This is a genomic window from Vibrio sp. QJM3NY_26 (assembly GCF_057786005.1).
In genome coordinates, this window is the sequence record NZ_CM173515.1 from 2414333 (window position 1) to 2437092 (window position 22760).

Annotated in this window: 19 protein-coding genes and 2 pseudogenes; 12 read left to right on the top strand and 9 right to left on the bottom strand. The window is 43.6% G+C overall.

Annotated features, from left to right (window positions below; genetic code table 11):
- Positions 1 to 182: 182 nt before the first annotated feature.
- Positions 183 to 599 carry a lactoylglutathione lyase gene (gene gloA / locus AC3CH4_RS10560; RefSeq protein ID WP_054547234.1) on the top strand — a complete coding sequence of 139 codons (417 nt, stop codon included), beginning with the start codon at positions 183 to 185 and terminating at the stop codon, positions 597 to 599.
- 208 nt (positions 600 to 807) lie between these two features.
- The gene (locus tag AC3CH4_RS10565) at positions 808 to 1242 is read left to right on the top strand and encodes a DUF2753 domain-containing protein (RefSeq protein ID WP_004734047.1); all 435 of its coding nucleotides are present in this window, start codon (positions 808 to 810) and stop codon (positions 1240 to 1242) included.
- A gap of 95 nt (positions 1243 to 1337) precedes the next feature.
- On the opposite strand, the gene motY is transcribed toward AC3CH4_RS10565, so the two are convergent.
- On the bottom strand, positions 1338 to 2219 hold the full coding sequence (gene motY / locus AC3CH4_RS10570; RefSeq protein ID WP_004734048.1) for a flagellar protein MotY: 882 nt from the start codon (positions 2217 to 2219) through the stop codon (positions 1338 to 1340).
- A gap of 188 nt (positions 2220 to 2407) precedes the next feature.
- Here motY and rnt point away from each other — a divergent pair, with 188 nt between their 5' ends.
- Complete coding sequence (rnt, locus tag AC3CH4_RS10575; RefSeq protein ID WP_017061178.1) at positions 2408 to 3052, top strand: ribonuclease T; 645 nt, start codon at positions 2408 to 2410, stop codon at positions 3050 to 3052.
- 65 nt (positions 3053 to 3117) lie between these two features.
- Complete coding sequence (locus AC3CH4_RS10580) at positions 3118 to 4443, top strand: Na+/H+ antiporter family protein (RefSeq protein WP_017079305.1); 1326 nt, start codon at positions 3118 to 3120, stop codon at positions 4441 to 4443.
- Between the two features lie 240 nt (positions 4444 to 4683).
- Here the strand turns inward: AC3CH4_RS10580 and AC3CH4_RS10585 are convergent, their stop codons facing one another.
- Together AC3CH4_RS10585 and AC3CH4_RS10590 are read right to left on the bottom strand one after the other, a co-directional pair.
- A complete protein-coding gene (locus tag AC3CH4_RS10585; protein ID WP_054547231.1) occupies positions 4684 to 5313 on the bottom strand; it encodes a DsbA family protein in 630 nt (209 codons plus the stop codon).
- Positions 5314 to 5410: 97 nt separating this feature from the next.
- Entirely contained in the window at positions 5411 to 5749 is a 339-nt protein-coding gene (locus AC3CH4_RS10590) for a Grx4 family monothiol glutaredoxin (protein WP_017076187.1), read from the bottom strand.
- A 269-nt stretch (positions 5750 to 6018) separates the two neighbouring features.
- On the opposite strand from AC3CH4_RS10590, the gene sodB reads away from it, so the two are divergent.
- The 3 genes from sodB to AC3CH4_RS10605 all read left to right on the top strand — a co-directional run bounded on the left by sodB (position 6019) and on the right by AC3CH4_RS10605 (position 8355).
- Positions 6019 to 6603, top strand: a complete 585-nt coding sequence (gene sodB / locus AC3CH4_RS10595; protein WP_488542934.1) for a superoxide dismutase [Fe] — start codon at positions 6019 to 6021, stop codon at positions 6601 to 6603.
- A 286-nt stretch (positions 6604 to 6889) separates the two neighbouring features.
- Positions 6890 to 7393 carry a VC2046/SO_2500 family protein gene (locus AC3CH4_RS10600; RefSeq protein ID WP_488542935.1) on the top strand — a complete coding sequence of 168 codons (504 nt, stop codon included), beginning with the start codon at positions 6890 to 6892 and terminating at the stop codon, positions 7391 to 7393.
- A gap of 278 nt (positions 7394 to 7671) precedes the next feature.
- Positions 7672 to 8355 carry an SDR family oxidoreductase gene (locus tag AC3CH4_RS10605; RefSeq protein WP_054547229.1) on the top strand — a complete coding sequence of 228 codons (684 nt, stop codon included), beginning with the start codon at positions 7672 to 7674 and terminating at the stop codon, positions 8353 to 8355.
- A 190-nt stretch (positions 8356 to 8545) separates the two neighbouring features.
- Here AC3CH4_RS10605 and adhE read toward each other — a convergent pair whose 3' ends face one another.
- Entirely contained in the window at positions 8546 to 11251 is a 2706-nt protein-coding gene (gene adhE / locus AC3CH4_RS10610; protein ID WP_054547228.1) for a bifunctional acetaldehyde-CoA/alcohol dehydrogenase, read from the bottom strand.
- 638 nt (positions 11252 to 11889) lie between these two features.
- Here adhE and AC3CH4_RS10615 point away from each other — a divergent pair.
- Together AC3CH4_RS10615 and AC3CH4_RS10620 are read left to right on the top strand one after the other, a co-directional pair.
- Positions 11890 to 12528: a YchE family NAAT transporter gene (locus AC3CH4_RS10615; protein WP_004734056.1), complete on the top strand. Its 639-nt coding sequence runs from the start codon at positions 11890 to 11892 to the stop codon at positions 12526 to 12528.
- 150 nt (positions 12529 to 12678) lie between these two features.
- Complete coding sequence (locus tag AC3CH4_RS10620) at positions 12679 to 13521, top strand: ion transporter (protein WP_026012221.1); 843 nt, start codon at positions 12679 to 12681, stop codon at positions 13519 to 13521.
- Positions 13522 to 13673: 152 nt separating this feature from the next.
- Here AC3CH4_RS10620 and asd read toward each other — a convergent pair whose 3' ends face one another.
- The gene (gene asd / locus AC3CH4_RS10625; RefSeq protein ID WP_017079532.1) at positions 13674 to 14792 is read right to left on the bottom strand and encodes an aspartate-semialdehyde dehydrogenase; all 1119 of its coding nucleotides are present in this window, start codon (positions 14790 to 14792) and stop codon (positions 13674 to 13676) included.
- A gap of 500 nt (positions 14793 to 15292) precedes the next feature.
- Here asd and nhaC point away from each other — a divergent pair, with 500 nt between their 5' ends.
- On the top strand, positions 15293 to 16729 hold the full coding sequence (gene nhaC / locus AC3CH4_RS10630; protein ID WP_017079531.1) for a Na+/H+ antiporter NhaC: 1437 nt from the start codon (positions 15293 to 15295) through the stop codon (positions 16727 to 16729).
- A gap of 103 nt (positions 16730 to 16832) precedes the next feature.
- Here nhaC and AC3CH4_RS10635 read toward each other — a convergent pair whose 3' ends face one another.
- The 4 genes and pseudogenes from AC3CH4_RS10635 to yejK form a co-directional block, all read right to left on the bottom strand.
- Entirely contained in the window at positions 16833 to 18011 is a 1179-nt protein-coding gene (locus AC3CH4_RS10635; RefSeq protein ID WP_488542936.1) for a chemotaxis protein, read from the bottom strand.
- 76 nt (positions 18012 to 18087) lie between these two features.
- A pseudogene (locus AC3CH4_RS10640) lies at positions 18088 to 18483 on the bottom strand (Hpt domain-containing protein); the annotation flags it as partial.
- 185 nt (positions 18484 to 18668) lie between these two features.
- Positions 18669 to 19458: pseudogene (locus AC3CH4_RS10645) on the bottom strand (Hpt domain-containing protein); the annotation flags it as partial.
- A gap of 105 nt (positions 19459 to 19563) precedes the next feature.
- A complete protein-coding gene (yejK, locus tag AC3CH4_RS10650) occupies positions 19564 to 20568 on the bottom strand; it encodes a nucleoid-associated protein YejK (protein WP_017079528.1) in 1005 nt (334 codons plus the stop codon).
- 84 nt (positions 20569 to 20652) lie between these two features.
- Between yejK and AC3CH4_RS10655 the strand changes: the two genes are divergently transcribed.
- A complete protein-coding gene (locus AC3CH4_RS10655; protein ID WP_004734063.1) occupies positions 20653 to 20880 on the top strand; it encodes a YejL family protein in 228 nt (75 codons plus the stop codon).
- 28 nt (positions 20881 to 20908) lie between these two features.
- On the top strand, positions 20909 to 22717 hold the full coding sequence (locus AC3CH4_RS10660) for a DUF3413 domain-containing protein (protein ID WP_488542937.1): 1809 nt from the start codon (positions 20909 to 20911) through the stop codon (positions 22715 to 22717).
- Positions 22718 to 22760 lie beyond the last annotated feature (43 nt).

Here is a 22760-nt window from a genome sequence, read left to right on the forward strand (position 1 = left end):
AGCCCTAAGTAAGAAGCTAAGAAGCTAAGAAGCTAAGAAGCTAAGAAGCTAAGAAGCTAAGAAGCTAAGAAGCTAAGAAGCTAAGAAGCTAAGAAGCTAAGAAGCTAAACAATGCCGCATTTTCCTAGCGGCATAAAACAGAATTACAAAAACGTATACATAATTAAAGCTAGGAGCAAATCATGTCAAACGGTCGTATTTTACACACCATGCTACGCGTGGGTGATCTAGACAAGTCTATCGAGTTCTACACCAATGTAATGGGCATGCAGCTATTACGTAAGAACGAAAACAAAGAGTACGAATACACGCTGGCTTTCGTTGGCTTTGGTGATGAATCTCAAGGAGCTGTGATTGAGCTGACTCACAACTGGGGCACGACTGAATACGACCTTGGCTCAGCTTTTGGTCACGTTGCTATCGGTGTTGATGACATCTACACAACGTGTGATGCAATTAAAGCAGCAGGCGGGAACGTAACGCGTGAAGCTGGTCCGGTTAAAGGCGGCTCTACACACATCGCATTCGTTAAAGATCCTGATGGCTACATGATTGAACTTATTCAGAACAAACAAGCAAGTGCTGGTCTAGAAGGTTAATTCCTAACAAACCGCTATGAAGTTTGGCTTTGAAAATAAAAGCCTAAACCAATACCAAAAGAAGCGAGCCCTATGCTCGCTTCTTTTTTATGTTTCCACGCATGAACAATACCCTTCACTAATTATTATTAACAATCTCACCAATGAAACTTTACATGATAATGATTATCATTTAAATTAACCACCTATTGATTAGTGAGGTAATACAATGATTAGCGAATGGGAAAAACACACGTTACTTGCCGATACTGCATTGCAGCTCGACGATCCTGTACGAAGTATTCTTCACTATCAGCAAGCATTAAACTTAAGCGAAGAAATTACTGAACGCACTGATATTCAGGCTGACGAACGCCTACTGATCTCAGTGATCTCTTGTCACAATCTCGCGCAATTCTGGCGATGGGCTGGTGATACCGAATACGAGCTCAAGTATCTTCAATTGGCTTCAGAAAAAGTGCTGACACTGATCCCGCAGTGCCCTAACACTCAATGTTCCAGCTTTATCGATTCTATTGGTTGCTGTAAGAAAGCCCTTATCGATTTCATGAAACGCCATCCCAACCCTAAAATTGCCTCTATGGTTGAAAAAATCGATACCGCGACCAACTGTGAAATGATCGCTCGCTTCCGCTTGAACTAAACAAGTTACGTTTAGACAATAGCTCCAAATTTTAAAGACAAAAAAGCCCGTCATTACGACGGGCTATCTGATTTCAAAACAAGCAATTATTCTGCTTAAACCTGCGTACGACCTAAAGAGATAACAACGCGTCGGTTCTTGTCTTTACCAATTGGCGAATTGTTGTCTGCAATCGGGCGACGTTTACCATAGCCCTGAACTTGGATACGATCTTCTGGCAAGCCTAAAGATTTGAAGTACTCTCTTAACGATTCCGCTCTGCGCTCTGAAAGGTTTTGGCTAATACCTTTGCTGTCGACAGAATCGGTGTACGTTGCCACCAGCACAAGATCGATGTCTTGGTTATAGCGAACGTAATCGGCGATCTGGCTCAGCCTTTTGCGCGACGACTTGTTCAGCTGATCACTGTTACGGTCATAGTGCAAAATAGTGAAAGAGATATCTTCAAAGCTGTAAGGCAGCAGGTTAGCAACACAGTCACTGAACACATTGTATTTTTCTTGGAATAACACCGACGACAGCGACACTTCGATTCGCTGGTCGCGGCTCTGCCACTCTTGGTAACTGAATGTCGGGTAGCGCCCTTTCTCCAACTCACTCAAGATTCCCCACGCCGTTTGACCGCCAACGTAGCCATCAAATTGTTGGAAGAACTTAATGGTTGTCATGCGATCAGCACTTTCCCCCGGACGCCAAGGTGGCGGCATCGAAATCAAGCTGACATTACGCGTAGCACCCATCGGGCGACGCATTTTAAGCTCAAAGTCCAAAATGATTTTTTTACTCGCGCGAGATGAGAACTCAGCATCACCAAAATTTGGGATAGGGTGAACCAAGCGGCATTCGAGTGGCGTGTTGGCCACCATCTCCCACGTTGACTGTTGAGGAGATGCTCCGTAACGCTTTTCTTGTGCCATTACTGGTGACGACATAAGTAGCGAAAATAGCATTGAACCTGTTATGAGTTGTTTCTTCATAAAGTGGAGTATCTCTTAAGCAATTCGTTTAACAATGCAGCCAATTGCCGCATTTTTCTCTCACGTTTAAATATGCAATTATCAAGCCGCAATGGATTAGGTAATTTATGATTTATTGCCCTTCCCTAGTTTTTATCACTGCTATTATCTGCAATAATGCAGCCTTAATCACACTTATTTGGGCTAACATGACTGTAGAAAACGAAGCTCTGACCCTAAAAAAACGCTTTCGTGGCTATTTTCCAGTGGTCATCGACGTGGAAACCGCAGGGTTTAACGCTGAAACCGATGCATTATTAGAAATCTGTGCCATTACGTTAAAAATGGATGAGAACGGAGATCTGCACCCTGCATCAACGCTTCATTTTCACATTGAGCCTTTTGAAGGCGCAAATATAGAGCAGGCAGCATTAGACTTTAACGGAATTAAAGACCCGTTTAGCCCATTACGTGGTGCTGTATCGGAACAAGAAGCCCTTAAAGAAATCTACAAGCTAGTGAGAAAAGAACAAAAAGCTTCAGATTGCAGTCGCGCAATCATGGTTGCTCACAACGCTACATTCGATTTGAACTTCGTTAATGCAGCAAGTGAGCGCTGTAAGCTTAAACGCGTCCCTTTCCATCCATTTGCTACTTTTGACACTGCAGCTCTTAGTGGTCTCGCCTACGGTCAAACCGTTTTGGCTAAAGCTTGCCGCACTGCAGGGATGGAATTTGACAACAAAGAAGCACACTCTGCTTTGTATGATACGCAAAAAACCACAGAGTTATTTTGCGGCATTGTAAACAAATGGAAAGCCCTTGGTGGTTGGCCTCTTGTTGACGAAGAATAAAAAATAGAGTCGGTAAACGTTCACTCGTATTGCCTTCATAAAAAACACAACATCCCGAGAATAATATGAATCCTGTTGTAATTTCAGTTTGCATCATGCTTGTTTTAGCTTTGATGCGCGTAAACGTAGTCGTTGCTCTCACGTTCAGCGCAATTATCGGTGGCGTAGCCTCAGGTATGGGCTTGAACGACGCAGTCGCGGCTTTCGAAAGCGGATTAGGTGGCGGTGCAACTATCGCACTTAGCTACGCTATGCTTGGTACATTCGCTGTTGCTATCTCACGTTCTGGTATCACAGATCTGCTTGCTCAAAGCGTCATTAAGCGTATTCACGGTAAAGAGAACAGTGCAGCATCTAATGGTCTAAAATATGGCATCCTAGCGTCTTTGATCCTAGTGACCATGTCTTCGCAAAATGTAATCCCTGTACATATCGCCTTTATCCCAATCTTAATCCCACCTCTATTAGGCGTATTCGCAAAAATGAACCTAGACCGTCGTCTGGTTGCGTGTGTGCTGACTTTTGGTCTGATTACACCTTACATGGTGTTACCGATTGGTTTTGGTGGCATCTTCCTAAACAACATCCTGCTAAAAAACCTTCACGACAACGGTCTTGAAAACGTAGTAGCAAGCCAAGTACCAATGGCGATGTTGTTACCGGCTGCAGGCATGATCTTTGGCCTTCTTACGGCCGTGTTCTTTACTTACCGTAAGCCACGTCAATACAAAGAAACGTCTCATACTGTTGTTTCAACCGAAGTGAAAGAGATCAACAAGAAGCACATCCTAGTGGCTGCTGCTGGTATTGTTGCTGCGCTAACGGTTCAACTATCGACAGGTTCTATGATCATCGGTGCTTTGGCTGGTTTCATGGTATTCACCTTCGGTGGTGTAATCGCTTGGAAAGAGACACACGATGTCTTCACTAAAGGCGTTCACATGATGGCAATGATCGGTTTCATCATGATCGCAGCGGCAGGTTTTGCGGCAGTTATGAAGCAAACAGGTGGCGTTGAATCTCTGGTTGAAGCACTTTCAACCAGCATTGGTGACAACAAACCTCTAGCGGCACTGCTTATGCTAATCGTTGGCCTATTGGTAACAATGGGTATCGGCTCTTCGTTCTCTACGATTCCAATCCTTGCGACTATCTACGTTCCTCTAGCGGCAGCATTTGGTTTCTCACCAATGGCAACGATCGCTTTAGTAGGTACAGCTGCAGCGCTAGGTGATGCGGGCTCTCCTGCTTCTGACTCAACATTAGGTCCAACATCGGGTCTTAATGCTGATGGACAACATGAGCACGTTTGGGAAACCGTTGTACCGACATTCTTACACTACAACATCCCACTGATCGTATTCGGTTGGGTTGCGGCTATGGTTCTGTAATTGGGTTCTTTAGCTAAGAATCGATACGCAATAAACCGTAAGTAGTAAGCTGTAAGCTAATGAAAGACATTATAAAGACCGCCTCGTGCGGTCTTTTTGGTTCCTGGGATTCATTCCACTCTTCCTTCCTCTCACTCTCACTCTCACTCTCAATGAACCGGCGACGCCAAACAAAAAAGGCTTACTCTGATGAGTAAGCCTTGGAAATAATTTGCATTAATACAGACAACTCTCGCAGGATTATGCAGCGGGAGCGTTGTTCACAAGCACTTCACGAATCGACTTAAGCGTCGCTTCAGTCGATTGGTAATCTAACTCAACTTCACTAAAGATACCGTTCACTTCAAGCATTAACGTCGGGTAAGAATGTACGCCCATCGCTTCTTTAAAGCCTAACTGGTCATCTAATTCACTTTCCAATAACTTACTAGAAAGATCATTTTCAAACTGTTGTACATTCATCCCTAGCTCTTCAGCTAACTGCAAATGCGTTTCTTGGCTGTGTGGCAACATCGCACGAAGATAGTAAGCGTGTTGAATTGCTTCAAGCATCGCTTCGTAATGGTCTTGAAAACCAGCAGCGATCACGGCACGACAAGCAGGGTAAGTGCTGCGAACTGGTTGGCATTCAGTCCAAAATTCGTGGTTGAACTCAGTACCCAACTTAGCTTCAATCTGCTTCCAGATAGCTTGCAGCTTACCTTTCATCTCTTCTGACATTGGATCTTCAGAATCAGGGGCCAAACCACCGACTACGTAGTTAAACTCAATACTCGCAGGTAGCTGCTGTTTTAAGAGTTCTAATGTTGGCTTATAACCCCAGCACCAACTGCACATTGGGTCATGCACATAATGAAGTTTTACGTCCATTGTTCATTCCTTATCGAGTCTTTCAAACCATTCAAACAAAAAAGGAGCCTCATTAAGGGCCCCTTCCATTCAATATTTAAGCGCAAAGGCTTAAAGCTTACTCAGCGTCGTCGCCAGCTACTTTAGCAGCCGCTTCTTTAACGATTGGCTGAAGTTCGCCTTTTTGGAACATCTCAAGAATGATGTCACAACCACCGATCAGCTCACCGTCAACCCAAAGTTGTGGGAACGTTGGCCATTGTGCGTAAGCTGGAAGCTCTGCACGGATGTCAGGGTTTTGTAGGATATCTACGTAAGCAAATTTTTCACCACATGCCATTAGAGCTTGAGATGCTTGAGAAGAAAAACCACAGCTTGGCAGCTTAGGAGAACCTTTCATGTAAAGTAGAATGGTGTTTTCTTCAATTTGCTGTTTGATTTTATCGATAGTTTCCATTGCTTCCTCGTTAATGGATTACGGCTTTTATTGCCTTTATTCTACCCCAAACCAAAAGAATAAAAACCATATAAAAAAAGCGGTTTACGAGCTAAGCTAACAATTCACACAAAAGTGATGAATTAAGCTTTTAATAAAGTAAAAACTTGCTAAACTATATCGCAAGTCAGCAAATTGACCATGGTTGGCTGTAAAGCGAACCATGAATAATAATATCACTGGAAGCAATCGAAAGAGTTAACTCTTTCATATCAATGGAGAATTGAGCAATGGCATTTGAACTACCGGCTCTTCCTTACGCGAAAGACGCGCTAGAACCACACATCTCAGCAGAAACGCTAGATTTCCACCACGGTAAGCACCACAACACTTACGTTGTTAAGCTAAACGGTCTTATCCCAGGTACTGAGTTTGAAGGCAAAACACTAGAAGAGATCGTTAAGACTTCTACTGGTGGTGTTTTCAATAACGCTGCTCAAATCTGGAACCACACGTTCTACTGGCACTGTCTTGCTCCTAAAGCAGGCGGCGAACCAACTGGCGCTGCTGCAGAAGCTATCAACGCTGCATTCGGTTCTTTCGAAGAATTCAAAGCGAAATTCACTGATTCAGCAATCAACAACTTCGGTTCTTCTTGGACTTGGTTAGTTAAGAAAGCTGACGGTTCTCTAGACATCGTTAACACTTCTAACGCTGCTACTCCTCTAACAGAAGAAGGTGTTACTCCACTTCTAACTGTTGACCTATGGGAACACGCTTACTACATCGATTTCCGCAATGTTCGCCCTGACTACATGGCTGCATTCTGGAACCTAGTAAACTGGTCTTTCGTAGAAGAGAACCTAGCTAAGTAATTATTACTTACGCTGCGCTATTTATAGCGAGTTATCTATTGAAAGCTCATGCCTCGGCGTGAGCTTTTTTGTATCTATCGTATTCCACAAAATCTAGACCTTTCTTAGCCTATTAACCTATTAACCTATTAACCTATTAACCTATTAACCTATTAACCAGAGAGCTTACTTCTCGACCAACTCCTATCACTCTTCCCCACCCTGCATAAATTCTCTATTTGCCTGTAATTAAACACTAAAGTTTGCCGGCTCCATGCCGTTAAAGGTGTATCCAATGAGAGGCAGCATGCAAATACATACTTTAGACAAATCAGGAATCATCAACGAACTGAAGTTCGGCATCGGGATCAGCCAAGCGGTTGAGCAAGGTCGCCGTGCAGATTTCGCGTTGCTGTTGTCTATGTTTTCTAATGACGTTCGTGATTGCACGCCGATTGACACCATTGAAGTCACAGAGACAACTGAAGATCGCCTGCGTAAACACTTCGGCGTTGCAGAACCGCAGCAGCTGCGTTCGAACCAATCTTCGTATGAAATTTCAGCTCAGCAATCTAATCATTTTCATCAAGCTAGCCTTGCCAGCGCAAAACTCAGCCATTACTTGAAACCGGAAGCGCTTGCCTTCATGCCTGAAGATACAGCCGACTTACCCGAAGAGGTTTACCAAAACCTTTCTGGTCATGACCGACGTAAATTGGCAAACAAACAGGTTCCTGATTTGCCACTTGCTACGCTCTACAATGAACTATCAACTGCTCAGCGTCAGTACCAAATTCAAGCTCAAGTATAGCGGTCACTTACCTTTCCTCTTTTTCGTTCTCTATCCACTGCTATTCTTGATTAGTTCGCGCATTTCAAATCATTCACATGCGTGATATGAACCACCAGTCTTGGGTGAACATGAAATGCGAGTTGTCGATTACTACTTGAAGTTACTGCGAAATGTGAGCTGCCACTAAGTTCATAAAAACTTATCAATTGGCACGCCTTAGTTTGAACCTCTTCACACCCATTGTATGAAATTTAACCCATCCTTATCCGACATGGACGATTTATTTAGGTGCTGGGATGGAAATAAAAAGCTCAATCATATTGGTGACATCTGCAGGCTCGCGACTCGGAGGGACGATTGCGAACCACTTTGTTAACCTTGGAGCCACAGTCATCCTTTGTGATAAAGACACGGAAGCACTTCAAGCGACCTATTTACAATGTGCTCGTTTTTCTGACTCGGTTTACCACTACACGCTCAAAAGTAATGACAACCAAGCAATTCTCAGTGTGTTTGATTTTATTCAAACCACCTTCAACACTACGCCCGATGTACTGGTCAATAATTGGATAAGCTCTCCGATGCCAAGCCTAATTGGCGATCAGCCTGTCAGTAGCTTTATCAATGATCTTTCTTCTATGGCTACGACTCTTTTCGCATTTGGGCAAATCAGTGCCGAGAGATTACGAGAGGAGGATAAAGAAGGCGTTATTGTGAATGTGATCTCTCACGATGATTTCCATGACGTGTCCGGCTTAGAGAGTGCGAATTCAATGATCACTGGCTTTACCCATAGCTGGGCCAAAGAACTGACTCCATTTGGTATTCGAGTCGGCGGTGTTGTCCCTGCAGTCCATAACTCCGATGGCAAACTCAACCGATGCCACTGGGCTCAGTTGCAAGATGAACTGACCAGAACAACGGAATACATCGTCTCTAATGATTACTTTAGTGGGCGAGTGGTAGCTGCTGAGGTTTAGTTCTTCCCCGATGCCAAGCACATTTGAGCCATTCATTTCTAATCGAGTGACGTAAGTCTAGCCTTTCAAGCCGCGTAGAGCAGGCAGTAAACATAAAAAAAGCCCCAGTCTCTCGACTAGGGCTTTGATCTTTTCCCGATAGATAAGGTTCGTGCTAGCGAAAACTTATCTCAAAACTAATGCTTACTTATTATGCGTTAGCTTTTTCTTTTTTAGCTTTTGCCGCTTTCGCGTCAGCTGGCTTTTGGTCAGCTTTCTTAAGAATCACTGTAGTGCCTTCGAAAGTTTCACCTTCAACGTAAGGAGTACCGAAGTAAGACGTTGTTAGTACTTCTTTTAGCTCAGTGATTAGTGGGTAACGTGGGTTAGCACCTGTACACTGGTCATCGAACGCTTCAACAGCTAGCTCGTCTAGTTTCGCGATAAAGTCAGACTCGTTAACACCCGCAGCTTGGATTGATAGTGGGATGTCTAGGTCGTTCTTAAGCTCTTCTAACCAAGTTAGTAGACGTTCAATCTTCTGAGCAGTACGGTCACCAGCTTGGCTTAGGCCTAGGTGGTCAGCAACTTCAGCGTAACGACGACGTGCTTGTGGGCGGTCGTACTGAGAGAATGCAGTTTGCTTAGTTGGGTTATCGTTCGCGTTGTAACGTACAACGTTTGAGATAAGTAGTGCGTTAGCAAGACCGTGTGGTAGGTGGAACTCAGCACCAATTTTGTGAGCCATTGAGTGACACACACCTAGGAATGCGTTCGCAAAGGCAATACCAGCAATCGTTGCAGCGTTGTGTACTTTCTCACGAGCGATTGGGTCTGCTGAACCGTTTTTGTAGCTTGATGGTAGGTATTCTTTAAGCATCTTAAGAGCTTGTAGAGCTTGACCATCAGAGTATTCGTTCGCAAGAACTGATACGTATGCTTCAAGAGCGTGAGTTACGGCATCGTAACCACCGAACGCTGTTAGAGACTTAGGCATGTTCATTACTAGGTTAGCATCAACAACAGCCATGTTTGGCGTGATTTCGTAATCCGCTAGTGGGTATTTAGCACCAGTCTTGTCGTCAGTAACAACGGCGAAAGGCGTAACTTCTGAACCCGTACCTGAAGTTGTAGTGATACATACAAGCTCAGCTTTTTTACCCATTTTAGGGAACTTGTAGATACGTTTACGGATATCCATAAAGCGCATTGCAAGTTCTTCAAAGTGAGTTTCTGGGTGCTCGTACATAACCCACATGATCTTAGCAGCATCCATTGGAGAACCGCCACCTAGAGCAAGGATTACGTCAGGTTGGAAGCTCTTCATTGCTTCAGCGCCTTTCTCAACAACAGACAATGTTGGATCCGCTTCTACATCGAAGAATACTTGAACTTCAATACCCTGTGCTTTCAGGATTTGTACTACGTCGTCTGCGTAACCGTTGTTGAACAAGAAACGGTCAGTTACTAGGAATGCTCGTTTCTTACCTTCTAGGTCGCTCATTGCGATTGGAAGGCTGCCACGACGGAAGTAGATAGACTTAGGTAGTTTGTGCCACAACATATTTTCAGCTCGCTTCGCTACAGTTTTCTTGTTGATAAGGTGCTTAGGACCTACGTTCTCAGAGATAGAGTTACCACCCCATGAACCACAACCAAGAGTTAGAGAAGGTGCAACGTTGAAGTTGTACAGGTCACCGATACCACCGTGAGTAGTAGGGATGTTGATTAGGATACGAGCCGTCTTCATCTTGTCACCGAAGTAACGAATACGATCTGCGTTTACGTCTTGGTTAGTGTAAAGACCAGACGTGTGACCGATACCGCCGATTTCAACCATCGTTACCGCTTGAGCAACAGCGTCTTCGAAATCGTCTGCGCGGAATAGACCTAGAGTTGGAGACAGTTTCTCGTGAGCGAACTCGTCATCGTAAGAAACTTTACCAAGACCTTCACCTACAAGAACTTTAGTATCAGCAGGAACTTTAACACCCGCCATTTCAGCGATTGCTGGAGCAGGTTGACCTACGATTTTAGCGTTTAGGTTGCCGTCGATAAGAAGAACTTTACGTACTTTATCTGCGTCAGTTTTAGATAGAACGTGAGCTTTGTGAGAAGCAAAACGCTCTTTAACTTCGTCATATACTTCGCTAACTACGATTGCAGCTTGCTCAGAAGCACATACTACGCCGTTATCGAATGTTTTAGACATAAGAATAGATGCTACAGCACGTTTGATGTCAGCTGTTTCATCGATAACAACAGGAACGTTACCAGCGCCAACACCGATAGCAGGCTTACCAGAAGAGTATGCTGCTTTAACCATGCCTGGACCACCAGTAGCTAGGATAAGCGCGATACCGTCGTGCTTCATAAGCGCGTTAGAAAGCTCTACAGATGGTTGGTCGATCCAACCGATGATGTCTTTTGGTGCGCCCGCTTTAACAGCCGCATCTAAAACAAGTTTAGCAGCGTCGTTAGTAGAGTTCTTTGCACGTGGGTGTGGCGAGAAGATGATGCCGTTACGTGTCTTAAGAGAGATTAGAGATTTGAAGATTGCTGTAGAAGTTGGGTTCGTTGTTGGAACGATACCACAGATGATACCTACAGGCTCAGCGATAGTCATTGTGCCTAGGCTGTCATCTTCTTCTAAGATACCACATGTTTTTTCGTCTTTGTATTTGTTGTAGATAAATTCAGATGCAAAGTGGTTTTTGATAACCTTATCTTCAACAATACCCATTCCAGATTCAGCAACTGCTTGTTGTGCAAGTGGGATACGAGCGTGGTTAGCAGCAAGAGAAGCTGCACGGAAGATTGCGTCTACTTTCTCTTGAGAGAATGTTGCAAACTCTTCTTGTGCTGCTTTAACGCGAGCTACTAGAGCATCAAGTTCCGCTAAGTTAGTTACAGGCATGGTGGATCTCCTAAAATAATAAATATTAAAAACTTTTTATTAAATTCGCTGCTTGCCTTTAACCTTAAACATCAGCGTTCTTAGTAAATTGCTTTCAGGACTGAGTATATTATTTCACTGTGTGAAAAAAATTGACCCAGATCAGTTACCCAAAAAGAATTAACCAGAAAGTAGTAAGACAATCGCAAAAATTAACTTAAGAGCATGATTTACATAGATTTAAATCACACTTTCCGTTAGCGCAAAAAACAAGCAAACAGACAACTTTTTTCTACATAGCGTCATAAACTGTAAAAAAGTTTCATTTTTAGTCCATTAAATTACATGTATACAGCTATATTCGTGCTACTGAGAGTATATCCATACCGTTGCAGCGGCTAGATTCTGACATAATTTTTATTAAATTCGTGCGATGGTTAACAGTTACTCAATAACAAGTTACAAAATGAAACACTAACAACTAGCTTTCAACAAGGCGAATACAAAAGTGAGATTCAATTAGTTTTTCTAAAAAAAATCCCCTATTTCAGGTTAGTTTTTTTCATTCGTGCAAATTGAGTTTGTCCCTTACATTACGCGCTCTGACTATTCACAGATCAACACTTCAACTTTAAGTACGCTAACTGGAGACCGCTCTCATGCAAGGCTTAGAACTCGCAATTTTTATGCAATTCTTCCTTGGGCTTGTTGCTGCCGTAAACCCTATCGGCATCATGCCTGTTTTTGTTTCTCTTACTGCTCATATGCCGCCAGAAGAGAGGAACAGGACAGCCTTACAAGCAAACATAGCTGTTGCCGTTATCCTGATTGTGTCGCTTGTTGCGGGGCAAATGCTGCTTGATATGTTTAGCATCTCGCTAGATTCATTTCGTGTTGCAGGTGGTTTGCTATTGCTGAGCATCGCATTTTCGATGATGAGCGGTAAGCTCGGTGAAGATAAACAGAACAAACAAGAGAAATCTGAATACATCAGCAAAGAACAAATCGGTGTTGTTCCACTGGCTATGCCGCTAATGGCAGGCCCGGGTGCAATCAGCTCGACCATTGTTTATGGTTCTCGCTATCCTGCAGCCATTGATACCGTAGGAATCGGCATTAGTATCATCGCGTTTGCAACGTGCTCTTGGCTTCTGTTCCGTTCAGCGCCGGTTATCGTTCGCTTTTTAGGTCAAACCGGTATCAACGTTATCACTCGTATCATGGGCTTGATTCTTGGTGCATTGGGCATCGAGTTCATCGCTAATGGTCTACGTAACCTGTTCCCAGGTTTGGCATAACATTTAACGGTATTTCAGTTGCTCTAAAAAGGGCAACCACTACTGAACGATAGATGAGGCGAGTAAAGCAATTGGGCTTTCACTCGCCTCGTTATTATGAAGCTTGTATAATGATTGTTAATGCATTTAACAGAAGATGAATCTTTCCTTATGTCACGCAAGCCACTCAAGCATCATTTGTACGTCATTATCTTTGGTACTCACACGCCAGCCGGACGTGCATTTGATATCTCTCTGATCGTTGCAATCTTGGCTTCGCTGTTGGTTCTGATCTTAGAGTCCATCCCTAATGTGATGACCGAATGGTCACAGCAGCTGCGTTATATCGAATACACCTTTACAGCCCTCTTCACTCTTGAGTATTTATTAAGGCTCTATTGCTCTCCGAAACCAAAATCTTATGCCACCAGCTTTTATGGTGTCGTTGACCTATTGGCGATTCTTCCAACCTATCTGGCGATCATCTTCCCTGGCGCTTCATTTATGGGGGTGGTGAGACTGCTGCGTGTGATGCGTATCTTCCGAATCCTAAAACTGGTTCGCTACCTGCAAGATTCCAATATCTTGTTGCGCTCACTATTGATGGCACGACGAAAGATACTGATCTTCTTCAGTACAGTGGGTATTTTGGTCGTTATCTTCGGCGCTCTGATCTTTGTTATTGAAGGACCAGAAAACGGCTTCACCAGTATTCCCCACAGTATTTATTGGGCAATCGTAACCATCACCACGGTTGGCTACGGTGACATGATCCCTCAAACCGCGTTAGGTAAAGCGATCGCTTCGCTTACCATGCTATTGGGTTACTCTATCCTAGCCGTCCCAACGGGTATCATTACCGCAGAACTCAGTAATGAAATGAACTCACACAAAGAGTTGGTTAAGTGCCCGAACTGCAACCGCGCTGGCCATGATTCGGATGCCATGTATTGCAAACACTGTGCGAGTGAATTGGCAGACCCAGACAAGCGTGTCGTCACCGACGAGAAATAAAAGCAGACACGAGATTCGAGTAGCGAGATGCGAAGAGATTTAAGGACAGTTTCGAGGGCCGAATCACGAGATATCAATAAACTAAAAAGGGTTGACGTTTATCGTCAACCCTTTCGGTTTATCAGCTAATAGAATTTAAGCAATCTTGCCTATTACGCTTTCTCAGCAAGGATAATGCGCAAAGTACGACGTAGTGGTTCTGCAGCACCCCAAAGTAATTGGTCACCGACAGTGAACGCGTTCAGGAAGTCGTTACCCATAGACATCTTACGCAGACGACCTACTGGTACAGACATAGTACCTGTTACTTTCGCTGGTGTTAGCTCCTGTGCCGTGATGTCACGGTCATTAGGAACCACTTTAACCCAATCATTGTGCGTCGCTATGATCTCTTCGATCTCGTCCATTGGCACGTCTTGCTTAAGCTTGATTGTTAGTGCTTGAGCATGACAACGCATTGCACCGATTCGTACACAAGTACCATCAATCGGGATTGGCTGACCATCTAGGCCAAGAATCTTGTTCGCTTCAACACCTGCTTTCCATTCTTCTTTGCTTTGACCATTTTCACGCTTCACATCGATCCAAGGGATTAGTGAGCCCGCAAGCGGAGCACCAAATTGGTCTGTTGGGAATGAAGATGAACGAATGGTATCAGCGACTTTTTTATCAATATCAAGGATGGAACTTGAAGGGTTTGCTAGCTCTGAACTTACGCTATCGTTGATCACACCCATTTGTGAGATCAGTTCACGCATGTTCTTAGCACCGGCACCAGAAGCCGCTTGGTAAGTCATGGCACTCATCCACTCGACCATACCTTTCTCGTAAAGGCCACCCAAAGCCATAAGCATTAAGCTCACAGTACAGTTACCACCAACGAAAGTGTTAGTACCGCCGTGAATGCCTTGCTGGATTTGAGCCAAGTTAACAGGATCAAGAGTGATGATTGAATCAGCGTCCATACGTAAGGTAGAAGCCGCATCAATCCAGTAACCTTTCCAACCTGCTTGACGCAATGCTGGGTATACTTTTGATGTGTAATCGCCGCCTTGACAGGTAATCACAGCATCAAGCTGTTTTAGGCTATCAATATCAAAAGCGTCTTGAAGTAGACCCGCATCTTTACCACCTAGAACAGGGGCAGGAATACCAATCTGAGATGTGCTGTAATAAACAGGCTCAATCAAGTCGAAGTCTTTCTCTTCAACCATACGTTGCATTAGTACAGAACCAACCATACCGCGCCAACCAACTAGACCTACTCTCATCGCTCACTCTCCATGTATAAATTAAAAATTGCTCTCCCCCATCTATAAGTTTTTCAGAAACAGAACTCAAGCGCTTTTTGTCAAAAAGTGTAACTTTTTCGTTTCTTTTAAGTGAACGTAATGAATCGTGCAGTTATCTCTGTATCGACATTCAATGTCTGGACCATTGTTAAAGCACCCATTATCGTCAAATTCAAACATTTACATCGCCAAAACCGCTTGAATCGACACCCATCACAAACAGTAAATCCCTCTTTCAAACCAAGGTTAATCAGAATTATATTTTACAAAACGAAAACAACGTGCGACAAACTTCAACATGTAACAATCATGAATTTAACAAAATTTCAGATTATGAAACCACAATTGATTGAGTTAACAGTCAAATATCACAACTTGGGCGTATTTTTTCGATATAATAAACTAATTACTGTAGTGTCCGTTTTGCACCACACACTATAACGAAGCACTATAAATGCTCGAATTAACAAGAGGCTTTTATGAAGCAGAGTAAAACTCGCCTACCGAACCTATTACAGGTATTCATCGCGTTAGGACTATTTCTATCCCTTGCTTTTTCCTTTACAGCAAAGCTTGACCTTCCAATTCAACTTGCCTTGTATATTGGTTGGTTCATTATCATGGTTCTTGGTATTCGTCTTGGCCACGAATACAAAGACTTAGAAAAAGCAGCACTCAAAGGAATATCCAATGGCTTAGGCGCGGTTTTAATACTTTTAGCCGTTGGCGCTCTTGTTGGTACTTGGATCTCAGGCGGGATCGTACCTACTATCATTTACTATGGTCTGAAAGCTATCCACCCTTCTATCTTCCTTTTAGCGACCATGATCATCTGTTCTCTAACCGCATTGGCGACCGGTACGTCTTGGGGTGCTGCGGGTACTGCAGGCATCGCGATGATGGGTATTGGCCAAGGCTTAGGTGTTCCAGCACCAATTACAGCGGGTGCGGTGCTATCAGGCTGTTACTTCGGTGACAAGATGTCTCCACTTTCTGATTCAGTGATTCTGGCTTCTTCAATGTCTGGTGTCGAAGTGGTTGAACACATCAAAGGCATGCTGCCTGTTGCGCTAATCAGCTACATTATTACTGGAATCATGTTTACTGCGTTTGGTTTCCACTACGCTGGTAATGTTGACATGAGCCAAGTAGATTCTGTCATCAAAGCAATGGAAGTTCAGTTCTACATCACGCCTTACTCATTCGTTCCTGTACTTATCGTGCTTGGCCTGTTGGCTTTCCGTATGCCTTCATTCCCAGTAATCAGCTTTGGTTCTCTGCTTGGTATTATCTGGGCAGTCATGATCCAAGAGATCGATTTCCTAACGGCATTCAACACTGCTTGGGCACCGTTCTCTATCTCATCTGGCGTAGAGTTTATTGATTCGATTCTTAACCGTGGCGGCATGTCTTCAATGCTTGGTTCGGTTGCGGTTATCGTATTTGGTCTAGGTTTTGGTGGCTTACTGGATAAAGTGGGCGTACTAGAGACAATTGCTAAAGTGTTCGAGCGCCGTGTAAACAGCGCAGGTTCTCTAGCTACGAGCACAATTGGTACGGCTTTCATGGGTAACGTGTTCGGTTCTGCGATGTACGTATCGTTAATCCTTACGCCAAAAATCTGTGCGAAGAACTACGACCGCTTGGGCTACAAACGTAAGAACCTATCTCGTAATGCTGAGTTTGGTGGCACGTTAACGTCAGGTATGGTTCCTTGGAGTGATAACGGTATCTACATGGCGAGTATTCTAGGCGTTGCAACGCTATCTTACGCACCGTTCATGTGGCTAAGCTTCATCTGTATCATCGTGACTATCGTTACCTCTTACATGGGTTGGTTCGTTGATAAGTGTGAACCAACAGCACCAGCCGTTGAAACTGAAGAAGCGGCAGAGCTTACTAAGCAGCAAGCATAAGTTAATGCCTCAGAGTTTTAGAAAGTAAGCACAAAAACGTTAATGATATAAATGCAAAAAGAGCGCCCTAGAGCGCTCTTTTTTAATCTACTGGTTCATCTATTTATCTATTTATGGTTCGCTTACCCAGCCAGTAACCGATGCCTAACGGTGCAAAGAACACCACTAAGATAAACAGGATGAAGTAGATAATCACACCTTTGATTAACTCCATCAGTTTATCAATAGCAAGTACCACCACCTCTTGAGATACGCGGTCAAGGTCTTGCGTAAACAACTCCCTCTCTGAAGTCACGATACCTGCAATCTCAATGCGCTCTTTCGCAATCATCTCTACCAGAGCTTCTCTTTCACGTGTCACCATTTTTTCTAACGCCACACGCTCTTCAGTGAGCATCGCTAATTTCTGGTCGGTTTTATCGCTAAGGTCATTGAGCAATGGCTGCATTTCTGTCGACATAATAGAAGCCAGTGTTTGCATGTACTCAGGGTTGTTCTCGATGAAGTCTTGCATGCTTGCTGACGTTTGACGAAGACTTTCTAATGTCATAGACAGGTCTTCACCCGTTAGCGAGCTGTTTAAAGCAACCAGCTCCGCTTTCCAAGACATTAGTTTAGGCGTCTGGTCAGCCATCAAACTTAAACGATCGGATGCGTCACTCATTGCTTCTGGCATGGTGCCTAAGCTCTGGACAATTTGCGACTCGTCTTTACCTAGATAGTTCAGCCATTCACGGTAAGCGGGGGTGATTCTGAATGTGAGGTCTTTAAATGGGTGGCTAGCAGCAAACTGCGCAACGAACACTTTGCTGTTCTTGAAATCACTCGAGCTCAATACACCCTTTGCCAGTTTTTCTGCTTCTTGATCAAAAAAACGAGCAGTCTCTACCGCATGATCCGTCGCGAACAGATTCGCACCATCGCCTTGGCGATAAAACTGATTCATTTGGACAGTGAACACCCACGAGTCGATTAAGGCAGACATCGGTGAAGTTTGATAAGCCGCTTGTTGTAAGCCCTGCTCCGCATGGATCTTCCAAAGCAAGACATAAGATTGATGTAAGGTGTCATCAGCAGGGTAAGATTGAGCAATGAGATCGGCAGAGTCTTCTACTCGCATAAAAAACATCTTGGCGTATTCACGCGTCATGATTCGAGCATTCAGCTCTTGTTGAGTGAGAGGCGTCGTCTGAGTATCTAACTTAACTTCTAATAGAGAACAACCACTTAGCGCAATACTAAGCACCAACACCATCCAACGTCGACTCGAAAATCGTAACATGTAAACCTCTGACAAAGACTAAGGGCGCGGATTGTATGAGCACTTCGTCAGAGTATTGTCAAAATTCCTACAAAAGTTAACGCTGCTTATCTAAATATTCAAACGCAGCATCTATAGAGGCTTTTATTGCCGCCTCTAGTTCTTCTAAATCGTGTTCACTGATCGCTCTCGACTGTTTCATTGTCATTTCAATAGTTGCTGCAATGATCGCTAATCGAGACGCTTTGATACTGCCTGCCACACCTTTTAAGCTATGTACAATACGAGCAGCAGAGGTTTCATCTTTAGTGAGAAGAGATTTGAACTTCGTGTAATCATCAGCGTGATCTTGTACAAAGACGCCAAGTAGCAATTCGACAGACTCAGCATCACCATCAAGCGTTTCTAGCATGTCTTCAATATCAATCGCAGGCTTTGAATCAGTGACACTTGCAATGTGTTTCTCTGCCACTGGAGCTTCCTCTGTGTTCTGCTGAACAATTTCCTGGCTTGCTACGTTAATGCCCTCTTGAGCTTGAAGGTCGGAATGTTTGCTCGTTGGCGTAATCTTCAATACGGAAGGGTCATTAGTTGGTTGTCTCACCGCAGAGAGAGCATTTTCCTTACTTGAATCGGCTACTGGTTCAGGACTCAGTTCTTTGTCTGTTTGTTGAATCAATTTTCTCGATCTAACGCCCCACAACACTAATGTGATCATCGTTACCAAGCTTAAACCTAGCATCACTAACAATAGGTTAAACTGACGGTCATGGAACTCAGCTTCAAGTTTAATGATCTGTTCATTCACCGAGTTTTTCTTGATTTTATCGACTAAATAATTGAGCTGAGCGTAATCACTCAACAACGCTGAGGCATCAGCCAATAACTGTTGCAGTGCGTCTTGCTCTTCAGTTTTTAATGAATATGATTTTTCTAGAATGGAATCAAACGCACGATAAGTCGCTGACGAGCTTTGATTGTCAGAATACATCGCTTCAAAGACAACAACGCCGAATTCATTGAGTAGCGGTTTTAGTTTAGGGGAAAGCTCTTTATCAGCGCGCAGTATCTTAATATTGTCAACGATGTCTTGAACCTGGCTTTCTATCGGGATGAACTCATCAAACTTTTCTAGGAACTGATCGGCTACGTAAAGCAGTTGATTCGCATCAGGACGAAACAAGGCGTGTTGAAAATCAGATTCAATCTGCAGTCGGATCGAATAAACCAACTGAGCATCAAGTGCTAACTCATTGATACGAGAGACTCGCAGCGGCTCAGAGAAATAAAGCGATTGCCTCAATTCATTGACGCGAATACCGAGTTCTTCAATTTGAGCAAGAGAATTGGTGTAGGAACGGCTTAGATTAAGGAGAGCCAATGAAGGAAGTAGCCACAGAGCCAAGAGCACAACCAAGAAAGTGGCCGGTTTTTTAAAGCGTTTGGGCTTTGCTACTGATTGTTCCATCTATATTCCTTGTGCGTGTTAACTTGAAGCCATGACACTTGCTAAAAGACTAAGCACAAAACAAGCGACAACATCTTGCTGCCGCTTTTACTCATTAACTTCGGACTATGACTTATTGCGAGTCAGTTGGTCACGTAAGTTCGGTGGAGTGCCTTTAATCGTTAGCGTGTCTGTCTCCGGATCGTAAAAGATACGTTCGCCTAGAAGCAGACTATCAAAACTAACATTCAAACCGCCACCAGCACCAACAAATTTTGTTAGTTTACGCATAGTTGCGCGATCAGCGGGGAAACTGTCTTCTAACTCGTAGCCTTGCTCACTAGTATAGTCAAAGAAGCTTGTACCATCAGTGCTTGCTGGCAGTTCTCCAGAAAGTTCACGAACTTGAACTTCATCGCCCGCTTTTAGCTGTTCGTTACAGTAATCCGCAACCTGCTTTTTATAGCTGATCGCTTCTTCTTTTTCTAACTTAGAGTCTGAAACGAAATCTTCTACCGCTTGCATCAGTACTTGGTTTTGCTGTTTCGCATCCAAACCGACTTCAGCTTGTAAGAAATCTAAGAAGAAATCCGCGACTTTACGGCCAACACGTCCTTTAATGTAAGTTAAGTAACGGTTTGACTCTTTGTCTGTGTCGTATGTTGAAAGGTCAAGGCGCGCCACAATATCCATCTTTGAGATATCAAGGTAATCAGTCGCACTGATGTCTAACCCTTCAGTCACTTTCAAACTTTGATTCGAAGGCAGTAAACCGATGAAAAGGTAGTCTGTCGCCAGTGATTGGTATTCAGCGAGTACCAAAGTGCCTTCGTCAGCAAATGGGTATTTCGATAACTCATCTTTTAGACGTAGCGCACTTTTTTGAGAGAAATCATAGAAACTTTGCTCTCCCGCTCGAAATTCATGCAACGACTGCTGGAATTCGCTGTCGGATTTGAAAGAACCAAACCCTTTACCTGCTTTTGAATTAAAAACACGGTGAAGTTCAGCAACTAGGCTTTCAGATGAAGCATCGTTCTCTAGAGATTCAGCACGATAGTTAACAATCAGTTCATCCTGATCGTTCTTGCTCAGCTGGTGTAAAATTACGTTGGAAAGGTGAAGGCTCATAGTGAAAATATTACCGTTCAGGTTTCAGTTGTCGTGCATAGTAGGTTATCATAAGCCGCTTTTACTATCATTATTAGAGTCCTTATGCCGATTATATCTAAATACACAGATGATCAAGTTGAAAAAATCCTAGCTGAAGTAGGTGCTGTACTCACTAAGCACAAAGCTTCACCAGAACTTTCACTGATGATCGCTGGAAATATCGCAACCAATGTCTTAAATCAGAATGTTGCTGCTTCACAACGCAAAGGAATTGCTGAAAAATTTGCCGAAGCTTTAATCTCTTCTCTTGAAGATAAAAAGTCTCACTAAATTTGATTGACGGATAAAAGAATTATAAATGGTAGACAGCGCAAACTCATATAGCGATCGCGTATCTCGACTTGTTGGTTGGGGTCACTGGTTTGCATTTTTCAACATCATTGCTGCGATGTTGATTGGTACTCGTTATATTACTCAATCTGCTTGGCCAGAAACCCTATTGGGTCAATTTTATTTGGCTGCATCTTGGGTTGGTCATTTCGGGTTTTTAGTATTCGCGCTTTATCTATTAGTGCTGTTTCCGCTCACTTTTATTCTTCCGTCGAGGAAGTTATTACGTTTGGTTGCCGTTTGCTTTGCAACCATAGGTCTAACTGTCCTACTGATTGATACCCAAACGTATCAAAATATAAACCTCCACCTGACACCTGTCGTGTGGGAGGTTTTATTCAGTGGAGAGGAGTCTGCATTCACATCTGATTTGCAACACCTCTTCATTGTTATGCCACTTATCTTCTTATTACAGCTAGGTCTGTCTGAGTGGGTTTGGCGTAAGCAACGTAAACTGTCTCATAAACACATTGGCCGTCCGATTACTGCCGTCTTCTTCTTGTGTTTCATCAGCAGCCACTTGACTTACATGTGGGCTGATGCGTATTTCTACAACCCAATTACTAGCCAGAAAGCGAACTTCCCACTGTCATACCCAATGACAGCGAAAAGCTTTATGGAAAAACATGGCCTATTAGACCGTGAAGAATATTTACAGCGTTTAGAAGCCAACAAAGAGAACGTAAACTTAGTTAGCTACCCGCTCGAAAAAATTCAATACAACCGCCGCAGTGATGATCTTAATATCCTGATGGTGAGTGTAAACAACCTTCGCTCTGATGCACTTAATGCCACAGCGATGCCAAACAGCTCTACCTACGCACAACAATCGATCAACTTCACCAATCACTACAGTTCAAGTAACGACATGTTTGGTATCTTCGGTTTGTTCTATGGCCTTCCAAGCAGCTACGCAAGCAGCATCGAAGCTCAGGGTTCAAGTGCAGTACTGTTGGACGTTTTAGATAATCACAATTATAAGTTTGCGGCTTTCAGTGGCGACAACTTTGACGATGCACTTTACTCGGAAATCATCTTCCGAGGCCGTGATGTTATACCAGAGCAAGCAACTTATGATGACAAAAGCGCGATACAAGCTTGGTCTAACTGGATTCAATCACCACAAGCTAAACGTCCTTGGTTTAACTTCATTGAGCTGACCACGCTGGATAACTTCTCTAGCTACGATTCGAGTTCAGAGTCAGATTCAACGTTAACGACAGCAGAACGTTTTGCTGCAGACTATCAAAAGTCTGCTCAAGCAGCCGATGCTCAGCTAGCAACAATCTACGCTGAACTGGAACGCTTAGAGCTAACCGACAACACGGTGGTTATCATTACCTCTAATCACGGTAGCGAGTTTAACGAAACTAAGACCAACAGCTGGGGCGCAAACTCCAACTACAGTCGTTATCAGTTACAAGTGCCACTGTTTATCAGCTGGCCTGGTAAGTCTGCTTCTGAATACACTCACCGTTCTAGTCATTTAGACGTGTCCGTAACGTTGATGCAAGAGCTATTGGGCGTATCTTCAAACCCAACAGATTTCAGTAGCGGTCGCAGCCTGTTTAATGAGCGTAAAAGAAAGTGGATTCTCGCGGGTGACTCACGTGAACTTGCCCTTGTTACCGAGCAGCAAACCACTGTGTTAGATAAATTTGGTAACTACAAGTTGTATGACCAAAACTACAAACGCCTAAAAGATGTAAGCCCTCGCTTACCAGTATTAATGCAAGGCCTGACTGAGCTACAGCGTTTCTACACAAAAAATGATTAAATAGTCATCAAACAGAAAAGGGAAGCTAATGGCTTCCCTTTTT

Excerpts from the sequence above, each read along its gene's own strand:
- gloA (WP_054547234.1), top strand. The coding sequence starts at position 183 with ATGTCAAACGGTCGTATTTTACACACCATGCTACGCGTGGGTGATCTA.
- AC3CH4_RS10565 (WP_004734047.1), top strand. The coding sequence starts at position 808 with ATGATTAGCGAATGGGAAAAACACACGTTACTTGCCGATACTGCATTG.
- motY (WP_004734048.1), bottom strand. The coding sequence starts at position 2,219 with ATGAAGAAACAACTCATAACAGGTTCAATGCTATTTTCGCTACTTATG.
- rnt (WP_017061178.1), top strand. The coding sequence starts at position 2,408 with ATGACTGTAGAAAACGAAGCTCTGACCCTAAAAAAACGCTTTCGTGGC.
- AC3CH4_RS10580 (WP_017079305.1), top strand. The coding sequence starts at position 3,118 with ATGAATCCTGTTGTAATTTCAGTTTGCATCATGCTTGTTTTAGCTTTG.
- AC3CH4_RS10585 (WP_054547231.1), bottom strand. The coding sequence starts at position 5,313 with ATGGACGTAAAACTTCATTATGTGCATGACCCAATGTGCAGTTGGTGC.
- AC3CH4_RS10590 (WP_017076187.1), bottom strand. The coding sequence starts at position 5,749 with ATGGAAACTATCGATAAAATCAAACAGCAAATTGAAGAAAACACCATT.
- sodB (WP_488542934.1), top strand. The coding sequence starts at position 6,019 with ATGGCATTTGAACTACCGGCTCTTCCTTACGCGAAAGACGCGCTAGAA.
- AC3CH4_RS10600 (WP_488542935.1), top strand. The coding sequence starts at position 6,890 with ATGCAAATACATACTTTAGACAAATCAGGAATCATCAACGAACTGAAG.
- AC3CH4_RS10605 (WP_054547229.1), top strand. The coding sequence starts at position 7,672 with ATGGAAATAAAAAGCTCAATCATATTGGTGACATCTGCAGGCTCGCGA.
- adhE (WP_054547228.1), bottom strand. The coding sequence starts at position 11,251 with ATGCCTGTAACTAACTTAGCGGAACTTGATGCTCTAGTAGCTCGCGTT.
- AC3CH4_RS10615 (WP_004734056.1), top strand. The coding sequence starts at position 11,890 with ATGCAAGGCTTAGAACTCGCAATTTTTATGCAATTCTTCCTTGGGCTT.
- AC3CH4_RS10620 (WP_026012221.1), top strand. The coding sequence starts at position 12,679 with ATGTCACGCAAGCCACTCAAGCATCATTTGTACGTCATTATCTTTGGT.
- asd (WP_017079532.1), bottom strand. The coding sequence starts at position 14,792 with ATGAGAGTAGGTCTAGTTGGTTGGCGCGGTATGGTTGGTTCTGTACTA.
- nhaC (WP_017079531.1), top strand. The coding sequence starts at position 15,293 with ATGAAGCAGAGTAAAACTCGCCTACCGAACCTATTACAGGTATTCATC.
- AC3CH4_RS10635 (WP_488542936.1), bottom strand. The coding sequence starts at position 18,011 with ATGTTACGATTTTCGAGTCGACGTTGGATGGTGTTGGTGCTTAGTATT.
- yejK (WP_017079528.1), bottom strand. The coding sequence starts at position 20,568 with ATGAGCCTTCACCTTTCCAACGTAATTTTACACCAGCTGAGCAAGAAC.
- AC3CH4_RS10655 (WP_004734063.1), top strand. The coding sequence starts at position 20,653 with ATGCCGATTATATCTAAATACACAGATGATCAAGTTGAAAAAATCCTA.
- AC3CH4_RS10660 (WP_488542937.1), top strand. The coding sequence starts at position 20,909 with ATGGTAGACAGCGCAAACTCATATAGCGATCGCGTATCTCGACTTGTT.